The sequence below is a fragment of the Paenibacillus sp. strain BS8-2 genome, assembly GCF_054483835.1.
In genome coordinates, this window is sequence record NZ_CM137010.1 from 2141487 (window position 1) to 2156622 (window position 15136).

A 15136-nucleotide genomic window follows, 5' to 3' on the forward strand; every position below is an offset into this window, starting at 1 on the left:
ATCGATAAAATCCTTTATTTTATTAGCAAGTTACCATATTAGCGATTTAACGCACTAAAGCATAGTGGAATAAACAATAATGAGAACGTAAGGAGATTTGGATATGTCCAAACCTAAGATGTTCGAGAAGCCAACCGGCGTCAAGGACTACTTGCCCGATGCGGTCAAGAAACTTCGCCATATTGAGCGACAAGCGTTAGCTTGTATGGCTGCGTGGGGCTATGAGCAAATTATCACTCCGACGATGGAGTATTATGATACGGTTGGTGTCGCCAGTTCGACTTCCGATCAGAAACTATATAAGCTGCTGAACAATAGAGGCACCACTTTAGTGCTTCGATCCGAAATGACGGCGCCGATCGCGCGCGTCGTTTCGTCACTGCTGAAGGAGTCGAGCTTTCCGCTGCGGCTCTCTTATCATTCGAATGTATTTCGTTCGATCGAAGAAGAAGCAGGTCGTGAGGCAGAGTTCTTCCAGACTGGCGTAGAGCTGGTAGGCGATTCTTCCGCTGAAGCGGATGCAGAAGTTGTTGCGCTTGCTATCGCTTCTCTGAAAGCCGCGGGCGTAGACAGGTTCAAGATCGCGATCGGTCATGTCGGCTTCCTGAACGGTCTGCTTGGCGAAGCATTGCAGGACCGCAAGGAAGAACAGGAGCTGCTGAAAGCTTGCCTGCTCGGACGTGATTATGTCGGCTATCGTGAAGAACTGAAAAAGCTTTCTCTGGATGAGCCGGTACGCCGTGAGCTTGAAAGTATTCTGCGTTTGCGCGGAGGCACCGAAATTTGTGAGCAGGCCATGCAGCTTAATGGCGGCAGCACCGCTGAGGCAGCGATAAATCATCTTTGTGAAACGTGGGAAGTGCTGCGCGCATACGGCGTCTGTGAGCATGTGCTGATCGATCTAACGATGATCGGCGACTTCTCGTATTATACGGGCATGACCTTTGAAGGTTATGCGGCGGACTTAGGTTTCCCGGTGGTAAGCGGAGGTCGTTACGACAATCTGCTGTCCCAGTTCGGCAGACCGGCGCCGGCAACGGGATTCGCGCTTAAGACAACACGCATCCTGGAACTGCTTGGTGCGGAAGACAATGCGCAAGAAGAACGGACGCTTATCGCATACGATTCGTCAGGAAGAAGCGATGCATTGGCTGAAGCGCAGCGTCTCCGGGGTCTGGGCACTAGTGTGGTGACAGAGCGGGTAGAGAGCTCTATGGAGCTTGGTGAAGTCGTAGAAGGTTCTGTATTTTATTATAAAGGGCTCGGTTATACGGCGTTGCGAGTATTTGCAGATGAGAAGGGAGGGCAAGCATAATGAGCGGCGGGACAAAAGAGATTCTAAAGGTAGCTATGCCCAAAGGGCGAATCTACAAACAAGCATCCAAGTTATTCCGCGAGGCGGGCTTGCCGATTCCTAGCGACTTCGATGATACACGCAAGCTCATTATTGAGCTGCCTGATGCCAATATGGAATTTATTATGGCGAAGCCGGTAGATGTGCCTACTTACGTCGAATACGGCGTGGCGGACATTGGGATCGTGGGCAAGGATGTTCTGATGGAAGAGAACAAGGATGTTTACGAGCTGTTGGACCTGGGTATCGCGAAGTGCCGCATGTCTGTAATCGGTCTTCCGGATTGGAAGCCGACAATCCATCCGCGCGTGGCGACCAAATATCCGAACGTTGCTTCTGCGTACTTCCGTGAGCAAGGTCAGCAGGTGGAGGTTATCAAGCTGAACGGCTCCATCGAGCTTGCGCCACTGATTGGGCTGGCTGACCGCATTGTAGATATGGTGGAAACGGGACAGACGCTGAAGGAAAACGGGCTGGTGGAGATGGAATCGATCTTCGGTATCACGAGCCGCCTGATCGCGAACCGAGTTAGCTACCGGATGAAAAACGACAGCATCCAGAGCCTATGCGACAAGCTGCAGGAAGCGATCGCGGCCAAGGTGTGAATCTGAAGTGGATGAGTAACGACAACCTTCAGAGCCTATTGGGCTGATAAGTTTAGCTATAAAAGAAGAGAAGGGAGCGAGCGCATATGCGAATCATGCGAGCCGAGCAATTCGGACTGAAGCGGGAAGTGGAATATGGTACAGCCGAGCAAAATGCAAGCGCCTTGAAGATTGTCGAAGACGTCAAGGTGGAAGGTGATGCCGCACTGCTGCGATATACGGAGCAATTCGACGGGGTGAAGCTGAGCGCAGATAAGCTGCGCGTGACGCGTGAGGAGATCGAAGCGGCTTATAGCGAGGTCGATGAAGCATTCTTGACGGCGATCCGGGAGGCGGCCGTTAACATTAGGAAATTCCACGAGAAGCAAATGCGCAATTCGTGGATGGATCTACAGCCGGACGGAACGATGCTGGGGCAAATCATGCGACCGCTGAAGCGAGTCGGCGTGTATGTGCCTGGAGGCAAAGCGGCTTACCCGTCGTCCGTGCTGATGAACGTGATTCCGGCACAAGTAGCTGGCGTGCCGGAGATTGTCATGGTGACGCCGCCTGCGACCGGCGGCAAAGCTGGTATCGACCCGTATATTCTCGTGGCCGCCGCGGAAGCGGGCGTGCAGGAGTTGTACCGGGTCGGAGGGGCTCAAGCCATCGCGGCGCTCGCGTATGGCACGGATTCAATTGCTCCGGTCGACAAGGTTACGGGACCGGGCAATATTTATGTTGCGCTAGCGAAGCGAGCGGTGTTCGGCGCGGTCGATATCGACAGCATAGCGGGACCGAGCGAGATCGTCGTGCTAGCGGACGAGTCGGCCGATGCGTCTTACATCGCGGCGGACCTGCTGTCGCAAGCCGAGCACGACGAGATGGCTTCAGCTGTGCTGGTAACGCCGTCGGAGGCGCTGGCAGAAGCAGTAGCAGCCGAGGTTGAACGCCAGCTTACGACGCTGCCGCGCGCGGATATCGCACGGGCTTCGATCGACAGCTACGGAGCGGTGCTCCTGGTCGATTCCATCGAAGAAGGTATCGCAGTTGTCAATCAGTTGGCGCCAGAACACTTAGAGGTGCTGACGATCGACCCGATGAAGCTGCTGGGTCACATCGAGAATGCGGGCGCGATATTCTTAGGTCCTTACAGCTCCGAGCCGGTAGGCGACTATTTCGCAGGACCAAATCACATTATACCGACCAATGGTACGGCGAGGTTCTCCTCACCAGTTAATGTGGATGACTTCATGAAAAAATCGAGTTTGATCTACTATAGCAAGGAAGCGCTTATGGCCAATGGCGACAAAATTATGACGCTGGCACGCCATGAAGGGCTGGAAGGACATGCTCGCGCGATCGAGATCCGTTTGGAGAAGGAAGGCGGATAGGCAATTTGTCGGTGAGACCGACAAAGTCGCCGGATAAGGCCTGTAAACGAAGCAGTGGTACCATACTAGATGAGGCTGGGAGATGCGAAGATGGTTGATAATAGAAAACGTGAAGCTTCGGTAGATCGTAAAACAAACGAAACAGATATTAAACTGGCTTTTGCCGTAGATGGCACAGGTACAGTCAAGCTGGAGACGGATGTTCCGTTTCTGAATCATATGTTGGACCTGTTCGCGAAACATGGACAATTCGATCTCAGCGTGGAAGCGCAGGGCGATATCGACATCGATGATCATCATACAGTCGAGGATATCGGCATCTGCCTAGGTCAGACGCTTCGCGAAGCGCTAGGTGACAAACGCAGCATCAAACGTTATGCAAGCGTGTTTGTTCCGATGGACGAGGCACTCGCGCAAGTTGTGGTTGACGTGAGCAATCGTCCACACTTCGAATATCGCGCGCAATACCCTTCCTCCCAAGTAGGCAGCTTCTCCACGGAGCTTGTGCACGAGTTTCTTTGGAAGCTGGCGCTGGAATCGCGCATTACGCTGCACGTCATCGTCCACTACGGGCAAAATACGCATCATATGATCGAAGCGGTGTTCAAGGCGCTCGGACGAGCGCTTGACGAAGCGACTAGTATTGATCCACGCGTACAAGGAGTCCCTTCGACGAAGGGAGTGCTGTAGGATGATCGCGATCATCGATTACGGCATGGGCAATCTGCATAGTGTCAGTAAGGCTGTGGAGCGGCTTGGATACGAAGCGGTTGTGACGGCCGATCCGGAGACGATTGTGGAGGCAAGCGGCGCGATACTTCCTGGCGTTGGCGCATATGGCGATGCCATGCAGAACTTGCGGAATACAAAGCTGGATGAGGTTGTGAAGTTTTACGCCGTTTCCGGTAAACCAATGCTTGGCATTTGTCTTGGTATGCAGCTGTTGTTCGGCGAAAGCGAGGAGTATGGCCGCAACGAAGGACTGGGGTTGCTGCCAGGACGCGTTATCCGATTCAACGGAAGTTATAAAATCCCGCATATGGGCTGGAACAAACTCCAGTTCAAGCAAGCAGAATCTCCTCTGTTCCGTGGCTTAGAGGAAGGGCATGTGTATTTCGTTCACTCCTTCCATGGGAAACCAGAGCAGCCATCAGACTTGCTTGCGACGACGGACTACTTCGGAGATGTGACTGCGGTCGTGGGACGCGACAACGTATACGGCATGCAGTTCCATCCAGAGAAAAGCGGCGATCTCGGCATGAAGCTGCTAGACAACTTCTTGGCGTTGACGGGTAGTTCGAAACGTTAAGCTGGAGTAGGCAGTCGATTCGAGAGCGGCCGATGTGGAAATTTGGCAAGAGGAACGGGAGGGAGAACCAATGCTGGCGAAACGTATAATTCCATGCCTGGACGTGAAGGACGGGCGGGTGGTGAAGGGCGTCAATTTCGTCAATTTGCGAGATGCGGGCGACCCGGTAGAGCTTGCGGCGACCTACGACCGCGAGGGAGCGGATGAGCTTGTTTTCCTCGACATATCGGCGTCGGTTGAGGGGCGTGCGACGATGATCGAGGTTGTGAAACGTACGGCGGGCGAGATTACGATTCCGTTTACGGTTGGCGGCGGCATCTCGCATGTGGACGATATGAAACGGATTCTGCGCGCAGGTGCGGACAAGATCGGTATCAACACGGCAGCCGTAAAAAATCCTTCGCTAGTGTCTGACGGCGCACGCCGATTTGGCGCACAGTGTATCGTTGTGGCGATTGATGCCAAGTTTAATCCCGAGTGGGGCGAGTGGGAAGTCTACACGCATGGCGGAAGACAAACGACAGGAATCCGGGCGCTGGAATGGGCACGTGAGGTGGAACGTCTGGGGGCAGGAGAAATTCTGCTGACTAGCATGGACGCCGACGGGACAAAAGACGGCTTCGACGTTAAGCTGACAGGTGCTGTATCGCGCAGCGTCGGCATACCGGTTATCGCTTCCGGCGGAGCGGGAAGAGTCGAGCATTTCTCAGAAGTATTCCAGGAAGCTCAGGCGGATGCCGGGCTAGCCGCTACAATATTCCATTACAAGGAAATCACGATCGGTGAAGTGAAAAACGATTTGCGCAGCAAAGGAGTCGAGGTTAGGTGACGACAAGCAACATGAACGAACTGAAAGAGAGTATCAAGTGGAGCCCCGACGGATTGGTGCCAGCGATTGTGCAAGATGCGCAGAGCAAGGAAGTGCTCATGCTCGCATACATGAACGAAGAATCGCTGGGTCTCTCGTTATCGACAGGCTCGACTTGGTTCTGGAGCCGTTCACGCAATGAGCTGTGGAATAAAGGCGCAACCAGCGGCCATACGCAGCGTATCGTATCTATGAGCTACGATTGCGACGGCGACACATTGCTCGTACGCGTGGAACAACAAGGTCCTGCCTGCCACACGGGTCGATACAGCTGTTTCTACAATGGAATAGACGTAGGTGGAAGTGAAGAAGCGGGGCGGCAAGCCGATGATGAAAATACGGATGCTGGCGATCGTTTCGGCATTCTCGGCAAGCTGGAGGAAATTATCGCCCAAAGGCATGCAGAACGTCCTGCCGGCGCATACACGACTTATCTCTTCGATAAAGGTGTGGACAAGATCCTCAAGAAGGTCGGCGAAGAATCCTCCGAGGTTATCATTGCCGCTAAGAACCAAGACAATGACGAGCTTCGCAGCGAAGCAAGTGACTTGCTCTTCCACTTAATGGTACTGTTGCGCGAGCGTGGATTACCGCTTGATGACATTATGGGCGAGCTGGCAAGCCGTCACGGCAAACCGACGACCAACAAAATGAGATAAACTTCCAAGCACTGCGCCCGAATTCATGACTTTGTCGAAAAATAGTGCATTTACATTTTTGAAATAATTCTAAATCAATGTATAATAGGACAGGTAAGCTTAAATGAAACGTGTCATGCTGTAGCCGCATAAGGTCGGAAATTGCCGTTTCACGCTGGTTCTTGTAATAAATTATTTGGTCGAAACGCTCAGGAGGGTATCATGTTAAGCGACAAGGTGCGTATTTTTTCGGGTTCTTCAAATCCGGTATTGGCTCAGAAAATCAGCGAAGAGCTTGGTTTGAACTTAGGTTCCATCAAACTGTCCCGTTTCAAGAGCGGTGAAATCTACGTTCACTATGAAGAAACGATTCGGAATTGCGACGTCTTTCTCGTTCAGTCGTTCTCGCATCCCATCAACGAACATTTTGTTGAACTATTGGTCATGATCGATGCGGCGAAACGCGCTTCTGCCAGAACGGTGAATATTATTATGCCGTACTACGGATATGCGCGCCAAGAACGTAAGGCTGCTCCACGTGAACCGATCTCGGCAAAAATGCTTGCAGATGTATTGACGACGGTAGGAGCTACTCGCGTCATTACGATCGATCTTCATGCTCCGGCAATTCAAGGTTTCTTCAACATCCCGGTGGATCATATGACTGCGCTTGATCTGATCAGCGACTATCTGAAATCCAAGAACATCAAAAACCCGGTTGTCGTATCTCCGGATGCTGGCCGCGCTTCAACCGCGGAGAAGCTCGCCAACTATTTGGACACATCCTTTGCCATTATGATCAAGAAGCGTTCTGCTCATAACGAATCTTCCATTACACACGTAATCGGGGATGTCGAAGGACAGACGCCTATTATCATCGAGGATTTGATCGATACGGGCGGCACGATCGTCAACGTCGTCGAGAGCTTGAAGGAACGCGGCGCCGAAGACGTATATGTTTGTGCAACGCACCCGCTGTTCTCCGGCAACGCTATAGAGCGTCTAGACCATCCATCCATAAAAGAAGTTATTGTAACGGACTCCATCATGCTGCCGGAGACGACACCGGATCGATTCAAGATTCTGTCCGTTGCCCCGCTGCTTGCGGAAGCAACCCGAATCATCCTGGATGGCGGTTCCATCAGTACATTGTTCAAGAACAAAGGCGTGTAGCCTTAAACTCCATACGCAGTTATCCGAGAGAATCGCGGCGGCCACATGGGCTGTCCGCGATTTTCCCACATATTCTTACATGTTGGGACGGGTCCAGCTATGGTATAATCGTGCTTAACGAAGGATAGATAAGGAGGTGCCTTGCGAGTGAAAGGGAAGAAACGAATAGCGGTAGGCGAAGATGCGGTTACGAATATCATATCCATTCAGTGGGACGCTACGTTCTTCTTCGAGCGCGCGGTACGCTCGTTGGACCGATTCCATTATGACAAGGCACTCAAGTACTTCCGGAGAGCCGTCGAATACGAACCGGAGAATCCAGTCAATCATTGCAATATGGCCGGCATTCTATCGGAGATGGGCAACTATAAGGAGTCAAACGAGATTCTGGATTGGATCTTGGAGCAAATCGACCCTCTAATGACCGAATGCCACTTCTATATGGCTAATAACTACGCGAATATGGAAATGTTCGAGGATGCCGAGCGCTCGTTGGTTCGCTACTTGCAAGAGGATCCTGAAGGTCAATATCTAGATGAAGCTGAAGAGATGATGGATTTGCTTCAGTTCGAGCTGGAGAGACCGATGGCACTCAAGTACATTAAGGCGCGAGAAGGCATGGTCGAGCATGATCAAGCCCGATCCTTGCTGGAGGAAGGCAAGTTTACCGAAGCTGTAAGAATTCTAGAGGATATTGTGGAAGGACAGCCGGAGTTCTTGGCTGCCCGCAATAATCTAGCACTGGCGTATTATTATATGGGACTGTTCGAGAAAGCGAAGGATGCGATACGGAGCGTGCTTGCCCAAGATTCGGGCAATCTGCATGCGCTCTGCAATCTTGCGATCTTCTATCAGCATGAAGGAGACAAAGAAAGTCTCGCTGAGCTTGTGAGCCTGCTGACTAGGACGGTGCCGTTCCATCAGGAGCATGTATTTAAGCTGGCTACAACGATGGGGATATTAGGCGAGCATGAAATTGCTTACCGTCACTTTATTCGATTAGCCAAGGATACAGAGGCCCAACAAGATCCGTGTCTATTCCATTACGCGGCGGTTGCGGCTTGTAATATCAGCAGGTTCAATGATGCCGAGCGTCTCTGGAAATTGACGATGAAGCTTGATCCAACTTCCGATATTCCGCAGTATTACATGCAACAGCTAGAGATGCTTCGACAAGGCAATGTGTCCGCCCCGATTAGCTATCATTACCATCTGCCCTTCGAGGAGCAGTTCAAGCTATGGGAGAAATCGAGTGACGGCATTCCCGATCATCTTAAGAGCGATCCGCTCGTTCGTTCTTCATTCTTCTGGGCGCTGCGTCACGGCGATCAGCATACCAAGCTTCAAGTGATTCAGGCATTCGGCATGATTGCCGACAATGAAGTGAAGGACGTGCTGCGTGCGTTCTTGCTGGAGCGGGATGAAGACGACTATTTGAAAAAGATCGCGGTATTCGTCCTCCGAACAATCGGGGTGGGAGAACCGCTTAAAGTTGTGTTGGAAGGCAAGGAAACTATCATCGAACCTAACCGAGTGCCCTCGAGACTTCCAGAGTGGCATGATAAGTGGGAAGAGGTGGCGCAAGCCGCGCTTAGCCGGATGAGCAAACATTATGATCTCGTCCAGCAGCATGATATGATGACATTATGGGTTGAATTCCTGTCGCGCGTCTATCCCGACGTACCTAAGCTTGCCAAGCCGGAGGGCTGGGCGGCTGCGCTGGAATATTTGACTGCCAAGATGCATCGCCGCGCAATTTCCTACCATGAGGTAGCAACACGTTACGGCACATCGATTGCAACGGTAAGCAAACATGTCAAACTTATAGACGGGGCATGCGGCATAAAGGAGAAGATGAAAACGATTAGCTCGTTTTTCTCCGCGCATGAATCGCAAGAGGATTAATTAACGCGTGAGGTGACGGAGATGTACAAATCCATTATTATCGGTACGGGACCTGCCGGACTGACAGCAGCAATCTATCTGGCTCGCGCCAACATGAATCCGCTCATTATTGAAGGACCTGAGCCAGGCGGCCAACTGACGACGACTACGGAAGTAGAAAACTTCCCAGGTTTTCCTGAGGGCATCATGGGACCTGAGCTGATGGAAAATATGCGCAAGCAAGCCGAACGTTTCGGCGCCAAGTTCTTGACAGGTTGGGTAAATTCAATCGATCTCTCGCAGCGTCCGTTCAAGCTCCAGGTTGAAGGACAAGGCGAGATCATCGGTGAGAGTGTCATTATCTCAACAGGCGCATCGGCCAAATATCTCGGCATCCCCGGTGAAAAGGATAATGTCGGCAAAGGCGTAAGCACTTGTGCAACTTGCGACGGATTTTTCTTCCGCGGGAAGAAGATTATCGTGGTCGGCGGCGGCGATTCCGCCATGGAAGAAGCGAACTTCCTGACACGTTTCGCGACCAACGTCGAGCTGGTCAACCGCCGCGACGAGCTGCGCGCGTCTAAGATCATGCAGGACCGCGCCCGCGAGAACGAGAAAATCAGCTGGAGCCTCAACCGCACGCCGGTTGAAGTCGTGGCGACCGGCATGGGCGTAACGGGCCTCAAGGTCCGCGACAACGCAACGGGAGAAGAAGAGGTCATAAGCACGGACGGCATCTTCATCGCCATCGGTCACACGCCGAATACGAAGTTCCTCGGTGGTCAGATCGACACGGACGAGCATGGCTACATTCAAGTGAAGCCGGGTTCTTCTGAGACGAATATCCCTGGCGTATTCGCTTGCGGCGACGTGCAGGACAGCAAATACCGCCAAGCGATCACGGCTGCGGGCAGCGGCTGTATGGCAGCACTCGATTGTGAACGGTTCCTTGAAGGTTCCATTACGCATGATTGGAGCAAGTCGCTGTAGACGCATATAGGGACCGCGCCTGAGAGTCGGAATGAACCAGGAAGCGGTCCCTTTTGATTTTGTGAAATGAGATGAATGGTTGCGTTTCGTGACGTATCCTGGCTTAGAATGTAAGGAACGAAACGCGCTGCACAGCCAAAGGCCGCGTAGCCGTTCCGCCTTGACCGGAATGGTTACAACGCTTATAGTTGGAACAGAGAATGTTAACTATGTAAATGAGGTGGCTATTGTCATGTCTGAGAAGATTTACGTGGGCGTCGATGTCGGCGGCACAACCATTAAGGTAGGCCTGTGCGATGCGGAGGGCCAACTGCTCCATACCTATGAAGGGGCGACGGAAACGGATAAAGGTACGGACGCGATCTTGAATAATATCGCAAAATATTCGAGAGCGATCGTAGAAGAGTCCAATCACTCATGGGAGCAAGTGGACGGCGTAGGCGTCGGTATCGCAGGCTTCTTGGACATTCCGACTGGTTATGTGAAATATTCGGCAAATCTCTATATCGAGAACACGGATTTGAAAGGGTTTCTCGAGGAAGAGCTCGGCAAAACAATTAAAATCAACAATGACGCAAACGTTGCAGCGTTAGGAGAAGCTTGGGCAGGCGCAGGCAGAGGCGTCGCTCATTGCGTATGTTATACGCTTGGGACTGGCGTTGGCGGCGGCATTATCATAGACGGCAAAATTGTAGAAGGCTACAACAGTATGGCGGGCGAGCTCGGCCATATCTCCATCGTACCTGATCTGGAAGCGATTCAATGCGGCTGCGGCAAGATGGGTTGTTTGGAGACGGTTTCGTCGGCAACTGGCATTATTCGCATGGCGAAGGATGCAGTGGCGCGCGGTGACCGTACAACGTTATCGCAAGTGGAGAATATTATGGCGAAGGACGTTGTTGACGCGGCCAAAGCTGGCGATGAAGTGGCGGCACGTATTGTGAGCCGCGCTGCTTATTACCTTGGCAAGTCGATGGCGATGATCGCGATCGTACTGAACCCGCAATATTTTATTATTGGCGGCGGTGTATCCAAGGCGGGGGACTTCTTGTTCGATCAGATTCGTGAAGTGTTCGAGAAGTATACACAAGATCAAGCCAAAGAAGGCGTCAAGATCGTACCGGCTACGCTGGGCAATGACGCAGGCGTCGTGGGCGCTGCAGGACTTATTCTTAGAGGATAGTAGGTGTACGAATGGAAACGACAGCAACGCTTGCTAAGCTAGTGATTATTACCGGCATGTCGGGCGCGGGCAAGACCATTGCGGTTCAGAGTCTCGAGGACCTCGGGTTCTTCTGTGTCGACAACCTTCCGCCGGTACTCATACCTAAATTCGCGGAGCTTATTGAGCAGTCCAACGGCAAAATTGGCAATGTCGCGTTAGTCATCGACTTGCGTGGACGCGAATTTTTCACCGCGCTGTCGGAATCTTTAACGTATATCAAAGACCATCATACAATAAGCTGTGAAATATTATACCTGGACGCAACGGATGAAGTGCTTGTCCAACGTTACAAGGAAAGTCGGCGCCGGCATCCGCTGGCGCCTCAAGGATTGCCGCTTGAAGGCATTCATAGCGAGCGGCGGCTGCTAGAGGATCTGAAAGGGTCGGCATCACAAGTGATCGATACGAGCAGCCTGAAGCCATTGCAGCTCAAGGAGCATATCATCGCGCATTTCACGAATGTGGAGCAAAGCAGACTTTCTGTCAATGTTACCTCGTTCGGCTTCAAGTATGGCATCCCGATTGATGCCGACTTGATCTATGATGTTCGTTTCTTGCCTAATCCGCATTACGTCGAACATCTGCGCCCTAATACGGGGCAGAATCCCGACGTATACGAATATGTAATGAAGTGGCCGGAGACGCAACAGTTTCTTGTGAAGCTGATTGATATGCTGCAATTTCTTATTCCGCTGTACCGCAAGGAAGGCAAGAGCCAAGTTATCATCGGCATTGGCTGCACAGGCGGCAAACACCGGTCTGTTGCTATAGCCGAGTATTTGGGCAAAGTGCTTGGAAGCAGCGACACAGAACGGGTACGCGTCAGCCATCGTGATTCGGAGCGGGATAAGCATTGATGCGGGGGGAAAACATGCAGACGATACAAAAGATTGTACGTCGTCCCAAAATCGTCGTGATCGGCGGCGGTACGGGTCTCTCTGTTATGCTTCGTGGCCTCAAGGAAAAGCCGCTCGATATAACGGCAATCGTCACGGTTGCGGATGATGGAGGGAGCTCCGGCATTCTGCGAAACGAGCTCCAAATTCCGCCGCCCGGCGATATTCGCAACGTACTAATGGCTTTGGCCGATGTGGAGCCGCTATTGGCAGATATGCTGAAGTACCGCTTTAAGACGGGCAACGGTCTTGCGGGCCATAGTCTGGGTAATCTGATGCTTGCTGCTATGACAGATTTGTCCGGTGATTTCGTAACGGGCATCCGCCAACTGAGCCAGGTGCTCGCCGTTCGAGGACGGGTCCTTCCAGCGGCAAACCGTGCAATTGTCCTTAAAGCCGAGCTGGAGGATGGTTCCATCGTTACGGGCGAGTCGCAAATCCCTAAGGCTGGGAAAGCGATTAAGCGTGTGTTCATGGAGCCGGCAGACGTAGAGCCGCTTGCCGAAGCAGTGGAAGCACTTGAGCAGGCAGACGCCATTTTGATCGGACCAGGCAGTTTATATACGAGTATCATGCCCAATTTGATCGTTCCTAAGCTTGCTCAAGCTATAGTGGAGTCTCAGGCTGTCAAGCTGTTTGTCTGCAATGTTATGACGCAGCCGGGCGAGACGGACAACTATACGGTCAGCGATCATTTGGACGCGATTCATGCACATATTGGTCATCATTTGTTCGATTACGTTATCGTTAACGATGGAGAGATTCCGCCACAGGTGGAGAGTAAGTATGCAGAGCTTGGCGCCAAAGCGGTTCATCTCGATATCGATGAGGTGACACGCAGAGGCTACAAAGTGATCGCAGACAAATTGGTCTTATTCCGGACGTTTCTGCGTCACGATGCAGAACGGCTAAGCCATCATATTTATAAGCTGGTGGAGAATTGGATGTTAAGGAAGAGGTGAGCCCGAATGTCTTTTGCGGCACAAACAAAGAAAGAGCTGACGATGGTAGAAGCGGACAGCTGCTGTGAGCGCGCCGAGTTATCGGCCCTTATACGGATGAACGGTTCGGTCAGCCTGTCCAGCCGCAAGGTCGTTCTTGACATCTCGACAGAGAATGCAGCAATTGCGCGAAGAATCTATTCGCTGATCAAGAAGCATTACGACCTGCACGTAGAATTGCTGGTGCGCAAGAAGATGAGATTGAAGAAAAACAATGTCTATATCGTTCGGCTACCGGCGAAAGTACAAGAGACATTGGCTTCGCTTAAGATCGTCTCTGAAGGTTTTATGTTCAACGATGGGATCGACAAGGGAATTGTTCAGAAGTCTTGCTGCAAACGTTCGTACTTGCGAGGCGCGTTTCTCGCGGGGGGATCGGTCAATAATCCCGAAGGCTCTTCTTATCACTTGGAGATATCCTCCATGTATGAGGAGCATTGCGGGTCGTTAGTCGATCTCGCGAACAAGTTCGATCTAAACGCTAGATGTATCGAGCGGAAGAAAGGTTTCATCTTCTATATCAAGGAAGGCGAGAAGATTATCGAGCTGTTGAACATCATCGGCGCCCATCAAGCGCTGTTCAAGTTCGAGGATGTCCGGATCATGCGTGACATGCGCAACTCGGTTAATCGGATCGTCAATTGCGAGACCGCTAATTTGAACAAAACGATCGGAGCTGCCGTTCGGCAGATCGATAACATAAAGCTGCTCGAGAAAGAGATCGGACTCGACAGCCTGCCAGATAAGCTGCGCGAGGTCGCGGTGATCCGCCTCCAGCATCCAGATCTTAATCTGACAGAGGTTGGAGAGATGCTGAGAAGTCAAGTAAGCAAGTCCGGTGTGAACCATCGCCTTCGCAAAATCGACGAATTGGCTGAAAAAATAAGAGCAGGATCAACTTTTGCCTAGTGCATCAGCTTGTATAATGATATAATAAATTGTAATTGGCTTTTGTGACGATGTATGTTCGATTCTAGGTTCATCATATGCATGGTTGGTATGGGAGACTTGGAATTCTAAGCGAGACGGTGGTGCCAGCTTTAAGGGCTTCCACATCTGTTTCGGCTAGATGAAATAGTATAATATAGGGGGTATGTTTCCATGACAAGGCTTCCGGTTGTCGTTCGTTTGAAGACAGGGCTTCACGCTAGGCCTGCAGCGCTATTCGTTCAAGAAGCGAACAAATTCTCCTCCGAGGTTTTTGTAGAGAAGGACGATAAGAAAGTAAATGCTAAGTCTATTATGGGCATTATGAGCCTTGCGATCAGCTCTGGCACTGAAATTTCGATAAGTGCTGAAGGTTCGGATGCGGAACAGGCTGTAAACGCTTTAGTCGCACTCGTCAGCAAAGAAGAGCTTGAGAACCAATAAGATCATGCGCGGATGCGCTTATAGTCAAAGCAAAGGAGCAGCTTAACACGACTCTCAAGGTCGCGTTAAGCTGCTCCTTTTTTTTGCATTTTTTTGCATATCAGAAAGTGTAAAATCCTTACCCTATTTCATACGTGGGCGTGGTGTGGTATGGCGATGGCGTGGCGTTGGAGTGGCGTTCATGCAGGTGGGCGCTTGTTTCTGTAGCGGCATAGGTACGTTGGGGGCGCATGGTCGTATAGCAGCACAATGTATGTAGATTTTTACATACGTTGGGGGCATAAGGCCGGATCGCAGCACAATGTATGTAGAATTTCACATACGTTGGGGGCACAAGGTCGGATCGCAGCACAATGTATGTAGATTTTCACATACGTTGGGGGCACAAGGTCGGATCGCAGCACAATGTATGTAGATTTTTACATACGTTGGGGGCATAAGGCCGGATC

General features: G+C 51.6%; 15 protein-coding genes. All 15 read left to right on the plus strand.

What is annotated here, in order from left to right:
• The first annotated feature begins 103 nt into the window (after nt 1–103).
• Nucleotides 104–1315, plus strand: a complete 1212-nt coding sequence (locus ACX1C1_RS09405; RefSeq protein WP_458956824.1) for an ATP phosphoribosyltransferase regulatory subunit — start codon at nt 104–106, stop codon at nt 1313–1315.
• On the plus strand, nt 1315–1959 hold the full coding sequence (gene hisG, locus ACX1C1_RS09410; protein WP_458956825.1) for an ATP phosphoribosyltransferase: 645 nt from the start codon (nt 1315–1317) through the stop codon (nt 1957–1959). The genes ACX1C1_RS09405 and hisG overlap by 1 nt, the downstream gene beginning before the upstream one ends.
• An 86-nt stretch (nt 1960–2045) precedes the next feature.
• The gene (gene hisD, locus ACX1C1_RS09415) at nt 2046–3332 is read left to right on the plus strand and encodes a histidinol dehydrogenase (protein WP_458956826.1); all 1287 of its coding nucleotides are present in this window, start codon (nt 2046–2048) and stop codon (nt 3330–3332) included.
• A 90-nt stretch (nt 3333–3422) separates the two neighbouring features.
• A complete protein-coding gene (gene hisB, locus ACX1C1_RS09420; RefSeq protein ID WP_458956827.1) occupies nt 3423–4022 on the plus strand; it encodes an imidazoleglycerol-phosphate dehydratase HisB in 600 nt (199 codons plus the stop codon).
• A 1-nt stretch (nt 4023) separates the two neighbouring features.
• Nucleotides 4024–4641: an imidazole glycerol phosphate synthase subunit HisH gene (gene hisH, locus ACX1C1_RS09425; protein ID WP_458956828.1), complete on the plus strand. Its 618-nt coding sequence runs from the start codon at nt 4024–4026 to the stop codon at nt 4639–4641.
• 70 nt (nt 4642–4711) lie between these two features.
• Complete coding sequence (gene hisF / locus ACX1C1_RS09430) at nt 4712–5470, plus strand: imidazole glycerol phosphate synthase subunit HisF (protein WP_458956829.1); 759 nt, start codon at nt 4712–4714, stop codon at nt 5468–5470.
• Nucleotides 5471–5481: 11 nt separating this feature from the next.
• Nucleotides 5482–6168, plus strand: coding sequence for a bifunctional phosphoribosyl-AMP cyclohydrolase/phosphoribosyl-ATP diphosphatase HisIE (gene hisIE / locus ACX1C1_RS09435; RefSeq protein ID WP_458957643.1), 687 nt, complete (start codon nt 5482–5484; stop codon nt 6166–6168).
• Between the two features lie 201 nt (nt 6169–6369).
• On the plus strand, nt 6370–7320 hold the full coding sequence (locus ACX1C1_RS09440; RefSeq protein WP_458956830.1) for a ribose-phosphate diphosphokinase: 951 nt from the start codon (nt 6370–6372) through the stop codon (nt 7318–7320).
• 147 nt (nt 7321–7467) lie between these two features.
• Entirely contained in the window at nt 7468–9225 is a 1758-nt protein-coding gene (locus tag ACX1C1_RS09445; RefSeq protein ID WP_458956831.1) for a tetratricopeptide repeat protein, read from the plus strand.
• A 21-nt stretch (nt 9226–9246) separates the two neighbouring features.
• Nucleotides 9247–10194, plus strand: a complete 948-nt coding sequence (gene trxB, locus ACX1C1_RS09450; RefSeq protein WP_458956832.1) for a thioredoxin-disulfide reductase — start codon at nt 9247–9249, stop codon at nt 10192–10194.
• Nucleotides 10195–10426: 232 nt separating this feature from the next.
• Nucleotides 10427–11377, plus strand: coding sequence for an ROK family glucokinase (locus ACX1C1_RS09455; RefSeq protein WP_458956833.1), 951 nt, complete (start codon nt 10427–10429; stop codon nt 11375–11377).
• Nucleotides 11378–11388: 11 nt separating this feature from the next.
• Entirely contained in the window at nt 11389–12276 is an 888-nt protein-coding gene (gene rapZ, locus ACX1C1_RS09460; RefSeq protein ID WP_458956834.1) for an RNase adapter RapZ, read from the plus strand.
• A gap of 14 nt (nt 12277–12290) precedes the next feature.
• Entirely contained in the window at nt 12291–13277 is a 987-nt protein-coding gene (locus ACX1C1_RS09465) for a gluconeogenesis factor YvcK family protein (protein ID WP_458956835.1), read from the plus strand.
• A gap of 6 nt (nt 13278–13283) precedes the next feature.
• Nucleotides 13284–14225, plus strand: coding sequence for a DNA-binding protein WhiA (gene whiA, locus ACX1C1_RS09470; protein WP_458956836.1), 942 nt, complete (start codon nt 13284–13286; stop codon nt 14223–14225).
• 192 nt (nt 14226–14417) lie between these two features.
• Entirely contained in the window at nt 14418–14687 is a 270-nt protein-coding gene (locus ACX1C1_RS09475; RefSeq protein ID WP_068678916.1) for an HPr family phosphocarrier protein, read from the plus strand.
• The last annotated feature ends 449 nt before the right edge of the window (nt 14688–15136 follow it).